Consider the following 18,127-nt stretch of genomic DNA (forward strand, 5'->3'; position numbering starts at 1 on the left):
CGGGTGAACCTCCTGCGTGTCCGGCGCGCCTGGCGGGGTGGCCGAGCCGGGGTAGGCCGGGGCGGCCAGGAGCGGTGCCCCTGTGGGCGTGGCCGGAGCGTGGGGCTGAGCGACCGATAACGGGCCGGTGGGGGTGCGGGCGGGGACGAGGAGGTGGCGCAGGGCGATGGCGGGGGCGGCGGAGACGGCTTCGACGCGCCACGGCGCGACGCCCGTCAGCTCACGGAACCGCTCGTCCGAGACCAGCGCGCTCACGGGCACGACGTCGAACCGGCGCGGCGCGTACGCGGCGACGACGCCGACGATCTGCCCGGCCGGTTCGGCGAGCAGCGCGGCACCAGGGAGCCCGTGCCACAGCGCGACGGGCCGTGTCTCGAAGTCGGGGCTCACCACGCGGGCCGTCAACGCCCGCGACACCAAGCCGGTGGGCGGATCCACCAGCCCGGTCACCGTCTCGGGCGGGCGCGCCGGGCCCCGTTCCCCGGCCTGCCCGAACCCCGACGCCACGCACCGCGCCGTCGTGCCCGCGACCCGGCCCCACCGGGTGTGCTCGATGCCCGCCACGGACGCCCAGGCCGGCTCGGAGACCCGCAGCAGCACCGCGTCCGCGCCGCCCCGGCCCCGCCACACCTGCACGGCCGGCAGCCACCGGTCCGACCACGCGGGCCGAACATGGCAGGGCCCGCCGGAGTCCACGACCTGCCCCGAGGTCAGGACGAGATCGGGACCGATCGCGTACGCGGAGCCGGTCACGCCGACGACGTCGTCATGACCGGAGAAGACCTCTGCGACCCTTTCGAGCCCGAGGCTGTGCGGTGGCGTGTGCATGGGTCCGCCTATCAGCTACGTCCCGCCGTGCCGTCCCCTGATCTGCGGCTGATCTAACTCACTATCGCACTACAGCCGGGAAATTTCCTGGCTTGTCATGCCTTCTCGGTCGTGAGCCAGGCGGCCAGCCCCAGGTACACGAGCCCGCTGCCCACGTCCAGCCGCCGCCGGGCGCGGGCCGACCCGCGCAGGCGGCCGGCCAGCGCGGAGGACAGCAGCGCGTACGCGCCGTCCGACGCCACCCCGAGCACCACCCACAGCAGCCCGAACAGCAGGATCTGCGCCCAGACGGGCCCTACCTCCGGGTGCACGAACTGCGGCAGGAACGCCAGGAAGAACACGGCTGTCTTGGGGTTGAGCACGTTCACCACGAACCCCTCCCAGAACAGCCGCCGCCTGGTCTGCACCGGCAGCTCGATCGGCTGCTCGTCACCGCCCCTGCGCAGCAGCTTGCTCAGGCCGAGATAGAGCAGGTACGCCACGCCGACGTACTTGACGATGGTGAACGCGGTCGCCGATGCGGCGAGCAGGGCGCTGACGCCGAGCGCCGCGGCGGCGATGTGGACGAGCGAGCCGGTGTGCACGCCCAGCACCGACACCAGCCCCGCGCCGCGGCCTTGGGCGACGCTCCTCGTGACGATGTAGAACACCGCGGGCCCAGGGACGATCAGCAGTCCGAGTGTGGCGGCGCAGAAGAGGGCGAGCGTCGTGACGTCCAGCATGTGGCCATCGTAGGAACGGCGTCAAAGACTTTTCCGCCGCCGCCCGACCACGTCCCCGATCGCCTTCAGCAGGGCCTCCGTGGCGGGTGGGTGGGGCGGCTCGCCGTACACGGCGGCGTACACGTGCCGGAAAGACCCCGGCACCTCCCGCACCCGCACGCCGGGGTGGCGGTGGGCGGAGAGCGCGAGGCCCGGCAGCAGCGTCACCCCGAGCCCGGCCGCGACGAGCGCCTGCACGGCCACGATGTCGTCGCTGGTGAACCCGACGCGCGGCTCGAACCCGGCCTTCGCGCACACGTCGAGCAGATGGCTGCGGCACCGGTCGCAGCCGCCGATCCACGGCGAGTCGGCGTGGTCGGCGACCTCGCCAGGCTCGTCGGGGGCCAGTAGGTAGCTGGGGTCGTCGAGGAGGTGGATGAGCTGGAGCCCGGTGTCCTCGGGGGCGGTGTCGTCGTAGCGGAAGATGACCGCGACGTCGGCGCGCCCGGCGCGCAGCAGTCGCAGCGCCTCCGGCGGCTCGACCTCGGTGAGCTGGAGCCGCAGCCCGGGATGCGCGTCGGCGAGCAGCGTGGCGGCCTCGGGAATGAACGTGCCGAGCGCCGAGGGGAAGGCCGCCAGCCGCACCCGCCCGGAGCGCAGCCCCACGTGGGCGGCCAGCTCCTCGGCGGTGGCGTCGAGGCGTTCGATGATCTCGGCGGCGCGTTCGGCGAGCAGCCGGCCCGCCTCGGTGAGCCGGATGCCGCGCCCGGCCCGCTGGATGAGCTTGGCGCCGGTCTCGGCCTCCAGCCTGGCCAGGTGGTGGCTGACCGACGGCTGGGAGTAGTGCAGCTCCTTGGCGGCCTCGGTCAGCGACCCCTTGCGGGCGACCGCGAGGAGGACGCGCAGGCGGGCCACATCCAGCATTCATCAAGCATATCTATCGATCAGCCACAAGACATCTGTTGGACCTATCAGTCGTGGTGAGGGACCGTGGAGATGAAGGCAGCCGACGGACCTCGGCAGGGAGTTCACCATGAACACGGCCACCACCGTTGCAAGGCCAGGGCTCGACGTCCTCGTGGCGGGCGTGTCGCGCATCGTGGCCCGCGGGCTCGGCGCCCGGCGTACCGCGTTCGCCGCCGCCGACCTGCTGCGCGACCATCTGCCCGGCATCGACGTGCTCACGCCGCGCGAGCGCGAGGGCTCGCCCGACGGGTACGTCTCCCACATCCTGCACGCCGAGGACGCCTTCTCGATCTGCGGCGTCGTCTGGCGTCCCGGCCAGGAGACCGCGGTGCACGATCACGTGTCGTGGTGCACGTTCGGCATCATCAGCGGCATCGAGTACGAGATCCTCTACCGCGACATGGGCGACCACCTGGTGGAGATCGGGCGGGCCGCCAACCATCCGGGCGAGGTCAGCGGGTTCGCCCCGCCCGGGGACATCCACCGGGTGCGCAACACCAGCTCGGAGCTGGGGGTGTCGCTGCACGTGTACGGGGCGGACGTGGCCAGGCTCGGCGGCAGCATCCGCCGCGTCTACGACCTCCCCGTACGCTGACCGCTAGACGCCGTGCGCGGAGGGCCCGCTCAGCTCGTGCAGGAAGAGCGCCTCGGTCGTGGCGATGCGGCGCAGCTCCTCCAGGTCCACCCGCTCGTTGGGCGCGTGGATGGACGCCTCCTCGTCCTCCGCGCCGAACAGCAGGATCTCGGCCGCGGGGAACTGCTTGAGCAGGGCGCTGACCAGCGGGATCGAGCCGCCGGCGCCGACGTCCCTGGGCGGGCGGCCGAACGCGCGCTCCATGGCGCGGTTGAGCGCGGCGCGGGCCGTGCCGCCGGAGTCGGCCTGGAAGCCGGCGCCGATCGTGAAGTCGCCGAACGACACCTGCACACCCCACGGCGCCACCTGGCGCAGGAAGTCGGCCACGGCGTCGACCGTGGTCTTCGGGTCGCCCGCCGGAGGCACGCGGACAGTCACCCTGGCGCGCGCCACGGGCTGGACGGCGTTGATGGCGCCGGAGACGCTGGGCACGTCGAGGCCGGTGACGGTGATCGCGTACGACGCCCAGAGCCGGTCGGCCAGCGAGCCGGAGCCGACGAGCGAGACGCCGTCGAGCACCCCCGCGGTCTTCCTGAACTCCTCCTCCGACGGCCCACGGCCGAGGAACGTCCCGCGGGGCAGGCCGGGCACGCGGATGTCGCCGTTCTCGTCGTGCAGCGCGGTCAGCATGCGCATGAGCGCGGCCAGCGCGTCGGGGGCCGCGCCGCCGAAGGAGCCGCTGTGCACGGGCTCGCGCAGCGTGCGCACCTCGATGGTGAAGGCGGCCATGCCGCGCAGCGACGTGGTGACGGAGGGGTCGCCGACGCGCGGGTTTCCGGTGTCGGCCACCACGATGGCGTCGGCGCGCAGCAGGTCGGGGTTGCGCTCGACGAACGCCTCCAGACGGTCGCCCGCGTACTCCTCCTGGCCCTCGATGATGACCTTGATGCCGACGGGGAAGTTCCCCTGGAACGCCCGCAGAGCCGTCACGTGGGAGATGACGCCCGACTTGTCGTCGGCGCAGCCGCGCCCGTAGAGGCGGCCGTCGATCAGCGTCGGCTCGAACGGCGGGGTGCGCCAGGCGGCCGGGTCGCCGGCGGGCTGCACGTCGTAGTGGGCGTACAGCAGCACGGTCGGCATGCCGGGCGGCGCGGGGGCCTCACCGAAGACGGCCGGGAAGCTGCCCTCGACGGGCACCTGCTGCACGCGCGGCAGGCCGGTGGAGCGCAGCAGCTCCTCCACCATCCCGGCGGCGGCGAACACGGGCTCTTCCGGGTGCCCGGGGAAGGCCACGGAGGGGATGGCGGCCAGTCTCTTGAGCTCCTCGATGGCCTGCGGCATCGCGGCGGAGACAGCGTTCTCGATCTGTTCAGGAGTCACGGGACGGTCCCCCGGGGGTCGTTCTCGTCAGTCGCGCCCGTCTACGGGCGCTCACGGCAGTTCGGGTCTCATTGGACCACAACCGCTCCTGTGCTGCGGAAACGGCACGGGGCGCGGCTGCGGGCCCGCGGGCTAATGTACCTGCGGATTTCGTCGCCGTTACATATGGGTTCTGCGGATCCCGATTTTCTTGCATATTGCTGCGACCGATTCGCTTGGCAACTCCGCAGGTGAACGTGCAGACTGTGGGGAGTTGAGACACGAGGGACGATAACCATGACGCAGCCGGAACTCGACGTCCTGAAAGCCGCTCAGGACCACCTGTGGTTGCACTTCACCCGACACAGCGCCTACGAGCAGTCCGAGATCCCGACCATCGTGCGTGGCGAGGGGTCCTACGTCTACGACATCCACGGCAAGCGTTACCTCGACGGCCTGGCGGGGCTGTTCGTGGTCCAGGTGGGTCACGGCCGGCAGGAGCTGGCCGAGGCCGCCGCCAAGCAGGCTCAGGAGCTCGCGTTCTTCCCGCTGTGGTCCTACGCGCACCCCAAGGCCGCCGAGCTGGCCCAGCGCCTGGCCGCCCTCACCCCCGGCGAGCTGAACCGGGTCTTCTTCACCACCGGCGGCGGCGAGGCGGTCGAGACCGCCTGGAAGCTCGCCAAACAGTACTTCAAACTCATCGGCAAGCCGCTCAAGCACAAGGTCATCAGCCGGCAGATCGCCTACCACGGCACCCCGCAGGGCGCGCTGTCCATCACCGGCATCCCGGCGTTCAAGCAGATGTTCGAGCCGCTGGTGCCGGGCTCGATCCGGGTGCCCAACACCAACCACTACCGCGCCGACGAGATCACCGGCGTCCCCGGCATGACCCCCGAACAGTACGGACAGTGGGCCGCCGACCGGGTGGCCCGCGCCATCGAGATGGAGGGCCCCGACACGGTGGCCGCCGTCTTCGCCGAGCCCGTGCAGAACGCCGGCGGCTGCTTCCCTCCCCCGCCCGGCTACTTCCAGCGGCTGCGCGAGATCTGCGACGAGTACGACGTGCTGCTCGTCTCCGACGAGGTCATCTGCGCCTTCGGCCGGCTCGGGACCATGTTCGGCGGCCAGAAGTTCGACTACGTGCCCGACATCATCACCTGCGCCAAGGGCTTGACCAGCGGCTACTCCCCGATCGGGGCCATGATCGCGCACGAGCGGCTGTTCGAGCCGTTCAAGAACGGCGACACCATGTTCCCCCACGGCTACACCTTCGGCGGGCACCCCGTCTCCGCCGCCGTCGCGCTGGTCAACCTCGACATCTTCGAACGCGAAGACCTGCTCGGCCACGTCAGCGCCAACGAGCCGCTCTTCCGCCAGACCCTCGACGACCTGCGCGACCTGCCGATCGTCGGAGACGTGCGCGGCTCCGGCTACTTCTGGGGCATCGAGCTGGTCAAGGACAAGGCCACGAAGCAGACGTTCGACGCCGCCGAATCCGAGCGGCTGCTGCGCGGCTTTCTGTCCAAGGCGTTGTTCGACGCCGGCCTCTACTGCCGGGCCGACGACCGCGGCGACCCCGTCATCCAGCTCGCGCCGCCCCTGATCGCCGGGCCGAAGGAGTTCGCCGAGATCGGCGAGATCCTGCGCGGCGTGCTCACCGAGGCGTGGGCACGGCTTTGACACCCTCCAACCCGGCACGACGGCGTGCCGGTTCCCGAAAGGACCCACCGCAATGAAGATCGGCGTCCCAGCCGAGGTCAAAAACCACGAATACCGTGTCGCCGCCACCCCGTCAGGCGTACACGAGCTGGTGCGCAACGGGCACGACGTCACCGTACAGCGAGGCGCCGGCCTGGGCTCGCAGATCACCGACGAGGAGTACCTGGCCGCGGGCGCCAAGATCGTCGACTCCGCGGACGCCGTGTGGGCCGAGGCGGACATGGTGCTCAAGGTGAAGGAGCCCATCGAGGAGGAGTACCACCGGCTGCGCGAGGGCCTGGTCCTGTTCACCTACCTGCACCTGGCCGCCTCCAAGCCGTGCACCGACGCGCTGCTCGCCGCGCGCACGACCGGCATCGCGTACGAGACCGTGCAGGTGGGCAACTCGCTGCCGCTGCTCGCGCCCATGTCCGAGGTCGCCGGGCGGCTCGCGCCGCAGGTGGGCGCGTACAACCTGATGCGCTTCAACGGCGGCAGGGGCATCCTGCCCGGCGGCGTGCCCGGCGTGGCCCCCGCGAAGGTCGTCATCATCGGCGGCGGTGTCTCCGGCCTGAACGCCGCGCAGGTCGCCGTCGGCATGGGCGCCGACGTCACCGTGCTCGACACCAACATCGACCGGCTGCGCCAGATCGACGCGATCTACCAGGGCAGGCTCAAGACGCTGGTGTCCACCTCGTACGCGATCGAGCAGGAGGTCCTGCAGGCCGACCTCGTCATCGGGGCGGTGCTCATCCCCGGCGCCAAGGCCCCGACGCTGGTCTCCAACGACCTGGTCTCCCGCATGAAGCCCGGCTCCGTGCTGGTGGACATCGCCATCGACCAGGGCGGCTGCTTCGAGGACTCCCGGCCCACCACGCACGCCGACCCGACGTACAAGGTGCACGAGTCGATCTTCTACTGCGTGGCCAACATGCCCGGTTCCGTGGCCAACACCTCGACGTACGCGCTGACCAACGCGACGCTGCCGTACGCGGTCAAGCTGGCCAACCTGGGCTGGCGCGACGCGCTCAAGAGCGACCCCGCGCTGGCCGGCGGCCTCAACACCTACGGCGGGCTGCTCACGAACGAGCCCGTGGCGCAGGCGCTCGGCCTGCCGTACACGCCGGTCTCCGAAGTCCTCTAGAGCGTCACCGGACGCCGAGGCGGCGGCGCAGGTCGCGGGCCGTGGTCAGGACGTGCTGCAGCTCGCCCTGACCCGGCCACGGCGCGCTGCCCGGACGCAGCAGCGTGCCGCGCACCGACGCCAGGTGCTCGACCGCGCTGAGATGCACGCCGCTGCGCGCCACCAGCCAGGCCACCACGTCGGAGTGGTCGTGCAGCGGCCGGGTGACGACGTCCCACGTGCTCAGCACCTCGACCATGTCGGCCACCGACGGCGGCACACCGCCCCCGCGCGCGATCGCCGCGGCGGCCAGCTCCGCCCTGGCCGTCAGCTCCGGCTCGGCCGGGCGCGCCCACGCGGGCGGCGGCGGGTCGGACAGCCAGATCTGCGCCTCGCCGTGCTCGCCCGCCGCCGACAGCAGGCCGCCCAGCTCGACGGCGGCCTCGTGATGTCCCGCCTGCGCGGCCTGGCGGAAGAAGTGGCGGCCGCCCGCGAAGTCGCCGAACTCGGCGATCAGCAGCAGCCCGTAGTTGTAGGCGGCCTCCGGGTCGCCGCTCGCCGCCGCCCGGCCGAACCAGTGGCTGGCCGCCGCCGTGTCGCCGAGCTCCACGCAGACGAACCCGGCCATCCGCTGGTCGCAGGCCCGCCCGGCGGCCGCCGCCTGCTCGAACCAGCCACGCGCCGTACGCAGGTCGCCCCGCGACAGCGCCACCCCGCCCAGCCGCGACGCCGCGCCCGGATGCTCGCTCTTGGCGGCCAGCCGGTAGTACGCCTCGGCGCCCTCGGGGTCGCGGGTCGCGTCGAGGAAGAGGCCCAGGCAGTACGCCGACTCGGCGTGGCCGCCCCTGGCCGCGCACTCCCACCAGTGCAGGGTCTCGGCGTCGTCGCCCGCGCAGTAGGCCAGGAACCCCAGGTCATGGGCCGAGGCCACGTCGCCGTCCGCCGCCGCCCTGCGATGCCACTCGCGGGCCGTGCCCAGCTCGCCCGACTCCTCGCACATCAGCGCCAGCCGCCTGGCCGCCGCCCGCGACCCGGCCGCCGCCGCGATCTCGAACCACTTCCTGGCCGCCTCGGGGTCGCCCCGCTGTTCCAGCAGCAGCGTCGCCAGGTTGGTCGCCGCCTCGGCGTCGCCGGTGCTCGCCGCCGCCTCGTACCAGGTGACGGCCTCCTCCAGGCTGCCGTGCTTCTCGTGCCAGATACCCAGGTTGTACGCGCTGTCGACGTTGCCGCCCGCGGCGGCGCGCTCCCACCAGTGCTTGGCCGCCGCCCGCTCGCCGTGCTGGGCGTAGAGCTTGCCCAGCCGGTGCGCGGCGCGCGCGTCACCCGCCTGCGCGGCGGCCAGCAGCTCGGGTTCGTCTCCTGCACGCGGCGCCGGCACCGCAACCTCTCCTCGCCAGGCCATGGCGACAGAGTGGCACGTGATCACCCGATCGCGAACCGTAATCGCCACATGCTTCACGAGAAGTTGATGAAGCCCGCGTACATGCCCATCCCGCAGACGTAGCGCAGCGTGCCGGCAGGGCGGGGCGGCAGGCGTACGGTGGCGGGCAGCGCCACGTCACGCCCGTCGATCACGACCGTGTCCGTGCAGCCGCGATCCAGCACCTCGAAGACCACCTCGACCTCGGTGTTCGCACGGAGGTCGACCATGGCGGGCCGGTAGCCGTCGCGGGTGGCCCACACGGTCACCGACGTCGGCGCGGGGCCGTGCGGCCTGGCCTCGGCGGGCGCCGGGGCGGCCAGCCAGCCGCCGAGGCTGATGCCCGACCCGGCCGTCCACAGCCCGGCGGCGAGCGCCACCACCCCGGCCGCCCTCGCCAGGCGGGTCCTGGAGATGCGCCGCAGCACGTACCCGAGCAGCGCGAACGCCGGCGCGGTGCCCGCCACGAACCCCGCCATCACCGCGGCCCCCGCCAGCGGCGAGCCGCTGGAGATCGCGACCATCTCCATGCCGAGCGTGACCCCGCAGGGCACGAGAATGGTGGCCGCGCCCAGCAACGGGGCTCGCCACCGGGAGATGGCCTGCCTTTGACCTTCGCCGGGCTGCCGGCTCTCGGCGTGGGCCGCGCATGCCGCCGGATCCGCGCAGGCCGTGTGCTCCGCCCTCGCCTCGGAGCGGCCCGCGGAATCCGTTCCCGCCGCGTGGTCCTCACAGGTCGCGCGCCCTCGCCTGATCAGCCGTACGGCGAAGACCACGACGGTGACGCCCGCCGCGACGAGCAGCACCGCTCTCGCCTGAGGCGGCAGGCTGACGGCCGAACCGAGCAGCCCGAGCAGTGCCCCCGCCGCGGTGTGTGAGGCCAGCCGTCCGGCGAGGAACCAGCCCACCAGCGCGGGATCACGCCCGCGGCGGCCGTCGGCGAGCCCGATGAGCAGCCCGCCCTGCGCCGCCGTACAGGTGGCGGTACCCGCGAGCAGACCGGCGGCGGCCCCGCCGGCCAGCAGGGTGAGGGCCTGCGCGCTCAGGGTACGAGCGCCAGGCTGTCCAGAGACCCGCTCTTGGCGGCCTCGACGATCGAACTGAACTGGTCGAGGCTCATCTCCACGCGCTGCCCGAAGTCGTCGACGATGATCACCTGGCGTTCCTCGGGCGCCGTGTGATCGACGAACAGCTCGGGGCAACCGCAGCTGCACTGGCCGCAGAACTTGGCGATGGACTGCATTCTTGTCCCCACTTTCGATGTAGCCGTATACGAAACGTAACGCGACTCCATGAATGCGGCCAGTGACAGTTGTTGCACCCAAAGTGATGTTTATGAGGCGCCGCCGCGGAGAACGGACATCTTTTCGAAGTACTCGTCGTCCGTCATCTCACCGCGAGCGTACCTCTCGGCGAGGATCCGCTCCGCGGCCGCCGTCGGCGGCTCGGCCGGCGCGAACGGTGGCCTGCCTCCCGCGCGTCGCGGCCCCCACCAGCCCTTGCGGAACCCGACGACGGCCAGCGCGATGAGCGCCACCCAGAGCAGGCCCCAGGCGATGGGGAAGATCGGCCAGAAACCCGCGGCGGGGCCCCAGTGCGGTGCCCACATGGCGATGGTGTGCATGTTCTCCTCCTTCGAACGTCGTGACTCAAGCGTCCTGCGAAGGAGGCTCCGGCGAATCGGACGCCGGGCTCTGTCCGGGCTGCGCCCGGGGGAGTGCGCGGGCGCGGCCCGCGTACGACGAGAGGGGTAGGCCGCGGGCCGATATCGGCTATTCGGCCGGCGAGATGGGCTTGCGAGCCTCGATGAGGAACCGCGTCGAATGCGCCACGAACGGCGCCGAGCGGCACCGCAGCGGCCGGGTGTTCCTGGCGGGCGACGCGGCTCACCTGTTCCCTGCCGGCGGGTCGGCGCTCAACGTCGGCATGACCGACGCCGCCAACCTCGCCTGGAAGCTCGCGGGCAGGCTGCGCGGGCGGGTGAGCGAGGAGGTGCTGGACACCTACGAGAGCGAGCGGCAGCACGCCACCTGGCCGCCCTGCTGCACGACGCGGGCGTCCGCTATCCGGCCGTCCCAGGCGCGGACGCGCATCCGCTGGCGGGGCGGTTCGTGCCCGACCTGGCGCTGCACGGCGGGCGGCGGGTGGCCGAGCTGATGCACGAGGCCCGGCCCGTGCTGCTCGACCTGGGCGGCGGCGGAGCACTGGTTCGGCCGCACCTCCGCTGTCCAGCCCGCCTGAATCGTCACGCCTGAATCGTCACAGCCAGCCCGGCTTGACCAGGCCCGACTCGTATGCGATCACCACGAGCTGGGCCCTGTCGCGGGCGTGCAGCTTCATCATGGCCCGGCTCACGTGGGTCTTGGCCGTCGCGGGCGACATGAACAGCTTGGCCGCGATCTCGTCGTTCGTCATCCCGGTGCCGACGAGGGCGAGCACCTCGCGTTCGCGCTCGGTGAGCTGGTCGAGACCGGCGGCGGCGACGGGTTCCTTGGCGCGCGATGCGTACTCGGCGATGAGCCTGCGCGTCACGCTCGGCGACAGCAGCGCGTCTCCGGCCGCCACCACCCTGACGGCCTGGATCAGCTCGGCGGGCTCGGTGTCCTTGACCAGGAAGCCGCTGGCGCCGCCGCGCAGCGCCTCGAAGACGTACTCGTCCAGCTCGAACGTGGTGAGGATGATGATGCGCGGGCCCTCGGGCATCTGCCGGGTGGCGGTGAGCCCGTCCATGCCGGGCATGCGGATGTCCATGAGCACGACGTCCGGCCGGTGCTGTGCCGCCAGCCGGACGGCCTCCGCGCCGTCGGACGCCTCGGCCACCACGGTCATGTCCGGCTGCGCGTCGAGCAGCGCCTTGAAACCCGCGCGGACCAGCGCCTGGTCGTCCGCGAGCAGCACCTTGATCATGAACTCTCCTTGGGTAGGGGCAGCCTGGCCTCGACCTGGAATCCGTCGCCGTGCGGGCCTGCGACGAGGGTGCCGCCGAGCGCGGAGGCGCGTTCGCGCATGCCGGGGATGCCGTTGCCGCTGCCCTCGTCGGCCAGCGGGGCGGGCCCGGTCGCGCCGGTGTCGGTGACCCGGATGAGCAGTTCGTCCTCGCCGAAGTCGAGGAGGACGCGCACGTCGCCGCCGGGCGCATATCTGCCGGCGTTGGTGAGCGACTCCTGCACGATCCGGTACGCCGCCCGCTCCACCTGCGGCGGCAGCGGCCGGGAGCCGTTGCGTTCGAGCGTCACCCGCTGCCCGGAGCGCTCGATCAGCTCGTCCAGCCGGTCGAGGTGGGCGGTGGGGGAGCGGGGCGCGCCTTCGCGCAGCACGTTCAGCACCGAGCGCATCTCGCCCAGCACCTCCTTGGAGGCGGTCTTGATGGTGGCGAGCGCGGTGCGGGCCTGCTCGGGGTTGTCGTCGATGAGGTGGAGCGCGGTGCTGGCCTGGACGTGGATGAGCGAGATGTTGTGCGCGAGCACGTCGTGCAGCTCCTGCGCCATCGTCAGGCGTTCCTCGCTGGCCTGCCGCCTGGCCTCCTCCTCGGCGGTGCGCTCGCGTTCGCGCCGGCGCTCGCTTGCGATCCTGACCAGCTCGGCCACGACCATCAGCAGCGTGTTCGAGGTGAGCACCCACACGCTGTGGAAGAAGTCGACGTTGCCGATCGACCAGGCGTAGCCGAGGTACGACAGCACCGCCACCCCGGCCATCGCCCAGCCGAGCGCCCGCCGCCCCCGTACGACCAGGAGGAACAGCAGCACGGCCGGGCTGATGAAGGCGGGCCCGTAGGCGTAGCCGAAGTGGAGGAACAGGTTGCTCGCGGCCAGCGCGCCGACGGTGGTGAGCAGCGGGAAGCGGCGGTGCAGCAGCACCATCACCGGCCCGACCGCGAGCAGCGCGAAGGCGCGGACGTCGAGCGGCTCCCGCCAGCCGGCCTGCCCCCAGGAGGCGCCCCGGGCGATCACCGTCTGGGCCACGGCCACGATCAGCGCGAGATAGGGGTCGAAGCCGGACTTGCTACGCACGGAACCACGCTAAGTCAAGCTTCTGACCAGCGCATCACCCTGATGTGTGACCGGCCTCTACCACAACGGGCGTAGCTGGGTCATCGTGGGAAACATGCGCCGTGCGATCATTTCCGCAGCAGCAGTCCTCGTGTCGCTCGCGTCCGCGCCCGCGGCGGCGGCACAATCCACCCCCCAAGAACCCCGGCCACAGGCCGCCCAGCAGCGGCACGACCAGCGCAAGATGCCCGTGGCCGAGGGATACGGCGGCGCCGTGGCGACCGTCGACCACGACGCCACCAAGGCCGCGATCTCCGTGCTCAAAAAGGGCGGCAACGCGATGGACGCGGCCGTGGTGGCGGGCGCCGTGCTGGGCGTCACCGAGCCGTACTCGGCCGGCCTGGCCGGCAGCGGCTTCATGGTCTACTACGACGCCAGGAAGCGTAAGGTCTTCACCATCGATGGCCGGGAGACCGCGCCGCGCAAGATGACCAGCACGTCGCTGGAGGGCATCCCGTTCGACGAGGCCGTCACCAGCGGCCTGTCGGCGGGCGTGCCGGGCACGGTGGCGAACTGGGATCTGGCGCTGCGCAAGTTCGGCACGCTCTCGCTCAAGCAGGCGCTCCAGCCGGCCATCGAGGTGGCCACCAAGGGCTTCGTGGTCGATCAGACCTTCCACGACCAGACGGCGGCCAACGCCGACCGCTTCAAGGACTTCACCTCCACCGCCCGCCTCTACCTGCCGAACGGCGCCCCGCCGCCGGTCGGCTCGGTGTTCAGAAACCCCGAGCTGGCCAACACCTACCGGGAGCTGGGCAAGCGCGGCCCCGGCTGGCTCTACGGCGGCGGACTCGGCAAGGAGATCGTGGCCACGGTCAAGCGGCCCCCGGTCACGCCGGGCAGCACGCGCAACGTCAGGCCGGGCCTGATGGAGCTGTCCGACCTGCGCGCCTACCGCGCCCTGCTGCGCGAGCCGACCAAGGTCTCGTACAAGGGCCTGGAGGTGTACGGCATGGCGCCGCCGTCGTCGGGCGGCTCCACGGTCGGCGAGGCGCTCAACATCCTGGAGGCGCTGCCGCAGGTCGGCCTGCACGAATACCTGGAGGCGTCCCGGCTGGCCTTCGCCGACCGCGGCGCGTACGTCGGCGACATCCCGCGCGTCCCGCTCAAGGAGCTGCTGTCGGACGGCTTCGCCAAGGAGCGCGCCTGCCTGATCGGGCAGACCGCGATGCCGCACCCGGCCGCGCCCGGCGACCCCGACGGCCGCTACGGCGGCTGCGACCGGCCGACCGGCACCGCGACCCCGGTCGCCAAGGAGGGCCCGGAGACGACCCACCTGGTGGTGGCCGACCGCTGGGGCAACGTGGTCGCCTACAACCTGACCATCGAGTCCACCGGCGGCAACGGCATCGTGGTGCCCGGCCGCGGCGTGCTGCTCAACAACGAGCTGACCGACTTCACCTTCGGCCCCGCGCCGGGCGACCCGAACCTGCCGGGCCCCGGCAAGCGGCCGCGCTCGTCGATGGCGCCGACGCTGGTGTTCGACGACGGCAGGCCGGTGCTCGCGGTCGGCTCGCCGGGCGGCTCCACGATCATCACGACCGTGCTGCAGATCCTGCTCAACCGCTACGACTGGGGCATGACGCTGCCCGAGGCGCTGGCCGCGCCGCGCGCCACGCAGCGCAACACCGAGAAGACCCAGGCGGAGCCCGCGTTCCTGGCCGAACATCAGGCCGAGCTGGAGTCGATGGGGCACGCGTTCGAGCCGAACCCGGAGATCGGGGCCGCCACGGCGCTGGAGTTCCTGGGGCGGGACCGCATCCAGGCGGTGGCCGAGCCGGCCAGGCGCGGCGGCGGCAGCGCGATGGTGGTCTCCGCGCGCCGCTGACTCAGCGGATGAGCTGGAAGGCGCCGGGTTTCACCCTCCTCGTACGCGCCCAGTACGCGAAGGTGAAGCCCGGCCAGATCGTCCGGTTCACGCCGTGAAGACGACCGAGTCGTGCCCGAGCCCGGTGTTGAGGCCGAGCAGGAAGAACAGGTTGGGGAACCCGGCGGTGACGATGCCGAGGTAGGTCTGCACGCCGTCCTTCCACGCCTCCTGGCGCGGGTGGCGCAGCGCCGGCTCCTGTGCGCCTTCATCAGGCGCGGATGCACGGCGAAGCCGGGCGCCCTGGCCGGCAGGCGCAGGAGGCGGCGTACGGCGGGCGGGAACGCGACCGGGGTGACGCCGTTCTTCGCGGCGCATTCGCGCAGATGGCGGTGGATCTCCTCCTGCGGCGAGAACAACCGCGTCCAGGAGGGGTTGAGCGCGAACGAGTACGAGTACACGTGCGACGGCACGCCGCACGCGCGGCCGGGGTAGGTGTTGTCCCGCCAGGTGCCGCCCAGCTCGCCGGCCTTCTCCAGGATGACGACGTCGTGGTAGCCGGCTTGCTTGAGCTTGATGGCCATGCAGATCCCGGCGAAGCCGGATCCGGCGATGACGATGCCCGGTCCGCTCACTGGCCCTTCTCGGAGGTCCGTTATTGGACTGCGCATCCAACATAGGTCCGGATGCCCTCGGCGGGTCCAGCGTACGGGAACGACGAATCCCCGCCACGGCCTCCGCGGCGGGTGATGCAGTCGGCTGCCTACTGCAGCAGCAGGAACGCGACGACGCCGATGACGACGATGGCGGCGACGACTGCGATGATGGGGACGAGCGGCGACTTCTTCGGCTCGGCGGCGGCCTCCTGCTCGCGCGCGTTCGCGAACGCGCGGAAGGCCTGGGTGTTGCCCGCAGGATCGATGTGCTGGTCAGACATGGGCAGCAGCCTAGCGTGATCCCCTGCGTCGTTTGCGGCTTTTGGTGGGATCGATTGGGCCATCCTGATTACGAGACCTCCCTGCCCGGCAGATAGCTTGGAAGCATGCTGCGGACCCTGCTGTCGCCCCGTCTCCTGGGGCTGCACCTGCTCACCATCGGGGTCCTCGTCGCGTTCATCCTGCTCGGGCGCTGGCAGCTCGGCGTGTTCCAGGACTCCGGCAAGCCGCGCGCCACCGCCGACCCCGCGGCCGTGCCGGTCGCCACGCTCGCCCAGGTGGGCGGGCAGATGAACGGCGAGTACGTCGGCCGCAGGGTCACCGCGGAAGGCGTCTACGAGGCGGCCAGACAGCTCCTGGTCGCCGACCGGCGGGCCGACGTCGACGCGCCCGGCGGCAACGTCTCGCGCGACCACGGCTACTGGGTGCTCACGCCGCTCAGGCTCGACGACGGCACGCTGATGCCCGTCGTACGCGGCTGGACGGCCAAGGCCGACGACCCGGCGATCAAGTCCGTACCCGAGGGCAAGGTCACGGTGACGGGGCGGCTGCGTCCCCAGCAGGGCACCGACAGCGTGCAGCGGCGCGCCGAAGGGCTGCCGCCCGGTCAGGTGCAGACCGTCTCCACCGGAGAGCTGATCAACCTGTGGCAGGGGCAGAAGATCCGCACCGGCTTCGTCGTCGCGCAGCCGCCTTCGGGCTCGCTCACCCAGGTCAAGGTGAGTCCGCCCGTGGTCGGAGGAGAGCTGACCTGGCGTAACCTGGCGTATGCCGCCAACTGGTGGATCTTCGCGGTATTCGCCGTCTTCATGTGGTTCCACTTCGTCCGCGACGCGGTGCGAAGCGATCGGGACCGCCGCACGTCGTCCCCTGAAATGGTTCTGGAAGGTTAACGGTGGAATCGGCTCTCAAGCCCTTCCGGGCGCTCGCCTACGTCGTGGGCGTCATGCTGCTCGTGCTCTGCGTCGGCATGGTCCTGCGGTACGGCTTCGGCCAGGAGGCGATGTCGAAGATCGTCGCCCCGATCCACGGCGGCCTCTACATGATCTATCTCGTCGCGGCCATGAACCTGGGCATGAAGGCGCGCTGGTCGTGGCCGTACCTGCTGGGCGTCATGCTCGGCGGCACGGTGCCGTTCCTGTCGTTCTACGTCGAGCGCAGGGTGACCAGGCGCGTGGAGAACGAGCTGGCCGCGGCGGAGGCGAGCTGAGCCCTTAAGCGAGCCTCCGCCGTACGGCGATGCTCGCCGGCTCTAGCGGCCGATGCCCCGCCTGCGGGCCCTCTTGAGGCGCTCGCGCTGCGACGGGTCGAGCATCAAGTAGCCCACCACCGGGGCGGCGACCACGCCGAGGAGGACCAGCAGGGTGACCCATCCCGGCAGGAGCCACCACGAGAGCAGGACCGCGGCGCCCGCGCCGATAAGATACTTCTGGATTGGCGACATCCTCGAAACCCTCCGAACGCGGAGCGCGCGCTCCGCCTCTTTCCACATTCTGCGTCGCCTGTCCAACGTGTGAACCAGGCGGCTTGGTTCCGTCTCGCGATGTATCTCAATCGTTGCGCAACGGGCATCACGGGCGGGCACCGGCGATCTTCTGCAGGTCGTGGCGGAGCTCGTCCACAGTGGGACGTTCCAACGGGTTGCCCTTGAGCAGCCGGTACAGCACCGGAGCCAGGGGCCCCGCGTGTTTCAGCGGCGCACCGGGCGAGGGCGGCGTGCCCTCGACGGCGGCGAAGAGCGTGGCGCCGAGCGACCACAGATCCGCCGCCTGCGTCGCCGCGCCCTCGGGCGCCGAGTACGCCGGGAGCGTTCCCGCCCGCGGCAACGGCATCAGCCGTGCCCTGCCGGAGTCGTCGATGAGCACGTTGCCCGGCTGCACCCCGCCGTGGAACTCGTCCAACGACGCCAGCCGCTCCAGCACGTCGAGCCCGATCGCCGCCACCTGGGCGGGCGGCAGCGGCCCCGCCGCCTCGATCACGACGTCCAGCGGTCGATCGACCGCCAGCCGTTCCAGGGTCTCGCGCACCACCTCCATCGGCGGCGGCCCCGACGGGTGCAGCATGGCCCGCAGCAGCGACCTGAACGGGTCGGCGCCCTCGGCGGGCACCTGGCCGGGCGGGCGGCCCTCCACCGCGAAGTGCAGCGTGGCCGCCAGCGACCACAGGTCGGCCGACGGCAGCATGCTCAGGCTGGGATAGCCGAACCCGCTCAGCACCGCCCGGCCCGTCGCGGTGAGCAGCACGTTGCCGGGATCCACGCGGCCGTGCACGATGCCGGCCGCGTGGGCGGCGCTCAGCGCCGACAGCAGGCACACGCCCACCCTGGCCGCCTGGGCTATGGGCAGCGGACGGTGCGAGCGCACGACCTGTTCGAGCGACGTACCCGAGACGAACTCCATGACCAGCCACGGCACGCCGTCCTCGATCAGCACGTCGAGCACCCGCACCACGAAAGGGTGGTGCAGCCCGCTCGCCCTGCGCGCCTCGAACAGGGCGGCCTCCCGCAACTCCGGCGGCACCCGCAACTGCCTGACGGCGACGTCGCGGTGCTCCGCCTCGTCGAAGGCAAGGCGCAGGGAGCCCGAGCCAAGCGGATTGAGCAGGCGGTAGCGACCGTTGAGTTTCCTGGTCTCACCCATGTCTACGTGCACCATAGCGCCATCGACA

General features: G+C 71.8%; 21 protein-coding genes and 2 pseudogenes. 8 read left to right on the forward strand and 15 right to left on the reverse strand.

Going from position 1 to position 18,127, the window contains the following annotated elements:
- The 3 genes from AB0K67_RS17440 to AB0K67_RS17450 all read right to left on the reverse strand — a co-directional run.
- Nucleotides 1–828 (reverse strand): hypothetical protein (locus tag AB0K67_RS17440; RefSeq protein ID WP_364060404.1); only part of this gene is annotated, 828 nt, incomplete at its 3' end.
- A gap of 95 nt (nt 829–923) precedes the next feature.
- Nucleotides 924–1,550, reverse strand: coding sequence for a LysE family translocator (locus AB0K67_RS17445; RefSeq protein WP_364060407.1), 627 nt, complete (start codon nt 1,548–1,550; stop codon nt 924–926).
- A 21-nt stretch (nt 1,551–1,571) separates the two neighbouring features.
- Nucleotides 1,572–2,453: a LysR family transcriptional regulator gene (locus AB0K67_RS17450; protein ID WP_364060410.1), complete on the reverse strand. Its 882-nt coding sequence runs from the start codon at nt 2,451–2,453 to the stop codon at nt 1,572–1,574.
- Between the two features lie 109 nt (nt 2,454–2,562).
- Between AB0K67_RS17450 and AB0K67_RS17455 the strand changes: the two genes are divergently transcribed.
- Nucleotides 2,563–3,090, forward strand: coding sequence for a cysteine dioxygenase family protein (locus tag AB0K67_RS17455; protein WP_364060413.1), 528 nt, complete (start codon nt 2,563–2,565; stop codon nt 3,088–3,090).
- A gap of 3 nt (nt 3,091–3,093) precedes the next feature.
- Here the strand turns inward: AB0K67_RS17455 and AB0K67_RS17460 are convergent, their stop codons facing one another.
- Entirely contained in the window at nt 3,094–4,449 is a 1,356-nt protein-coding gene (locus AB0K67_RS17460) for a dipeptidase (protein ID WP_364060416.1), read from the reverse strand.
- Between the two features lie 276 nt (nt 4,450–4,725).
- On the opposite strand from AB0K67_RS17460, the gene AB0K67_RS17465 reads away from it, so the two are divergent.
- Both AB0K67_RS17465 and ald read left to right on the forward strand, forming a co-directional pair.
- Complete coding sequence (locus AB0K67_RS17465) at nt 4,726–6,108, forward strand: aspartate aminotransferase family protein (RefSeq protein WP_364060419.1); 1,383 nt, start codon at nt 4,726–4,728, stop codon at nt 6,106–6,108.
- Nucleotides 6,109–6,160: 52 nt separating this feature from the next.
- Complete coding sequence (gene ald, locus AB0K67_RS17470) at nt 6,161–7,270, forward strand: alanine dehydrogenase (protein ID WP_364060422.1); 1,110 nt, start codon at nt 6,161–6,163, stop codon at nt 7,268–7,270.
- Between the two features lie 4 nt (nt 7,271–7,274).
- Here ald and AB0K67_RS17475 read toward each other — a convergent pair whose 3' ends face one another.
- The 4 genes from AB0K67_RS17475 to AB0K67_RS17490 form a co-directional block, all read right to left on the reverse strand.
- Nucleotides 7,275–8,627, reverse strand: a complete 1,353-nt coding sequence (locus AB0K67_RS17475; protein WP_364060425.1) for a tetratricopeptide repeat protein — start codon at nt 8,625–8,627, stop codon at nt 7,275–7,277.
- Nucleotides 8,628–8,704: 77 nt separating this feature from the next.
- Complete coding sequence (locus tag AB0K67_RS17480) at nt 8,705–9,715, reverse strand: sulfite exporter TauE/SafE family protein (protein WP_364061367.1); 1,011 nt, start codon at nt 9,713–9,715, stop codon at nt 8,705–8,707.
- Nucleotides 9,712–9,912: a hypothetical protein gene (locus tag AB0K67_RS17485; RefSeq protein WP_364060428.1), complete on the reverse strand. Its 201-nt coding sequence runs from the start codon at nt 9,910–9,912 to the stop codon at nt 9,712–9,714. The genes AB0K67_RS17480 and AB0K67_RS17485 overlap by 4 nt, the downstream gene beginning before the upstream one ends.
- A 90-nt stretch (nt 9,913–10,002) precedes the next feature.
- Nucleotides 10,003–10,293, reverse strand: coding sequence for an SHOCT domain-containing protein (locus tag AB0K67_RS17490; RefSeq protein WP_364060431.1), 291 nt, complete (start codon nt 10,291–10,293; stop codon nt 10,003–10,005).
- Between the two features lie 182 nt (nt 10,294–10,475).
- On the opposite strand from AB0K67_RS17490, the gene AB0K67_RS17495 reads away from it, so the two are divergent.
- Nucleotides 10,476–10,826, forward strand: coding sequence for an FAD-dependent monooxygenase (locus AB0K67_RS17495; protein WP_364060434.1), 351 nt, complete (start codon nt 10,476–10,478; stop codon nt 10,824–10,826).
- Nucleotides 10,814–10,924, forward strand: coding sequence for a hypothetical protein (locus tag AB0K67_RS17500; RefSeq protein ID WP_364060437.1), 111 nt, complete (start codon nt 10,814–10,816; stop codon nt 10,922–10,924). The genes AB0K67_RS17495 and AB0K67_RS17500 overlap by 13 nt, the downstream gene beginning before the upstream one ends.
- Nucleotides 10,925–10,928: 4 nt before the next feature.
- Here the strand turns inward: AB0K67_RS17500 and AB0K67_RS17505 are convergent, their stop codons facing one another.
- The gene (locus tag AB0K67_RS17505) at nt 10,929–11,576 is read right to left on the reverse strand and encodes a response regulator transcription factor (RefSeq protein WP_364060440.1); all 648 of its coding nucleotides are present in this window, start codon (nt 11,574–11,576) and stop codon (nt 10,929–10,931) included.
- Nucleotides 11,573–12,679 (reverse strand): histidine kinase, encoded by a 1,107-nt coding sequence (locus AB0K67_RS17510; RefSeq protein WP_364060443.1) that lies wholly within the window; start codon nt 12,677–12,679, stop codon nt 11,573–11,575. The genes AB0K67_RS17505 and AB0K67_RS17510 overlap by 4 nt, the downstream gene beginning before the upstream one ends.
- A 94-nt stretch (nt 12,680–12,773) precedes the next feature.
- Here AB0K67_RS17510 and ggt point away from each other — a divergent pair, with 94 nt between their 5' ends.
- Entirely contained in the window at nt 12,774–14,546 is a 1,773-nt protein-coding gene (gene ggt, locus AB0K67_RS17515) for a gamma-glutamyltransferase (RefSeq protein WP_364060446.1), read from the forward strand.
- A 1-nt stretch (nt 14,547) separates the two neighbouring features.
- On the opposite strand, the pseudogene AB0K67_RS17520 reads toward ggt, so the two are convergent.
- The 3 genes and pseudogenes from AB0K67_RS17520 to AB0K67_RS17530 all read right to left on the reverse strand — a co-directional run.
- A pseudogene (locus tag AB0K67_RS17520) lies at nt 14,548–14,759 on the reverse strand (4-hydroxyacetophenone monooxygenase); the annotation flags it as partial.
- A gap of 131 nt (nt 14,760–14,890) precedes the next feature.
- Nucleotides 14,891–15,196: pseudogene (locus AB0K67_RS17525) on the reverse strand (NAD(P)-binding protein); the annotation flags it as partial.
- A gap of 92 nt (nt 15,197–15,288) precedes the next feature.
- Complete coding sequence (locus tag AB0K67_RS17530; protein ID WP_364060449.1) at nt 15,289–15,462, reverse strand: hypothetical protein; 174 nt, start codon at nt 15,460–15,462, stop codon at nt 15,289–15,291.
- Nucleotides 15,463–15,567: 105 nt separating this feature from the next.
- Between AB0K67_RS17530 and AB0K67_RS17535 the strand changes: the two genes are divergently transcribed.
- Both AB0K67_RS17535 and AB0K67_RS17540 read left to right on the forward strand, forming a co-directional pair.
- A complete protein-coding gene (locus AB0K67_RS17535) occupies nt 15,568–16,353 on the forward strand; it encodes an SURF1 family protein (protein WP_364060451.1) in 786 nt (261 codons plus the stop codon).
- 2 nt (nt 16,354–16,355) lie between these two features.
- A complete protein-coding gene (locus AB0K67_RS17540; protein WP_364060453.1) occupies nt 16,356–16,670 on the forward strand; it encodes a DUF3817 domain-containing protein in 315 nt (104 codons plus the stop codon).
- A gap of 42 nt (nt 16,671–16,712) precedes the next feature.
- Here the strand turns inward: AB0K67_RS17540 and AB0K67_RS17545 are convergent, their stop codons facing one another.
- Nucleotides 16,713–16,904 (reverse strand): hypothetical protein, encoded by a 192-nt coding sequence (locus AB0K67_RS17545; protein WP_364060456.1) that lies wholly within the window; start codon nt 16,902–16,904, stop codon nt 16,713–16,715.
- A gap of 127 nt (nt 16,905–17,031) precedes the next feature.
- The gene (locus AB0K67_RS17550) at nt 17,032–18,099 is read right to left on the reverse strand and encodes a protein kinase (protein ID WP_364060459.1); all 1,068 of its coding nucleotides are present in this window, start codon (nt 18,097–18,099) and stop codon (nt 17,032–17,034) included.
- Between the last annotated feature and the right edge of the window lie 28 nt (nt 18,100–18,127).

Source organism: Nonomuraea sp. NPDC052634, assembly GCF_040678535.1.
GTDB classification, from domain to species: Bacteria; Actinomycetota; Actinomycetes; order Streptosporangiales; family Streptosporangiaceae; genus Nonomuraea; species Nonomuraea fastidiosa.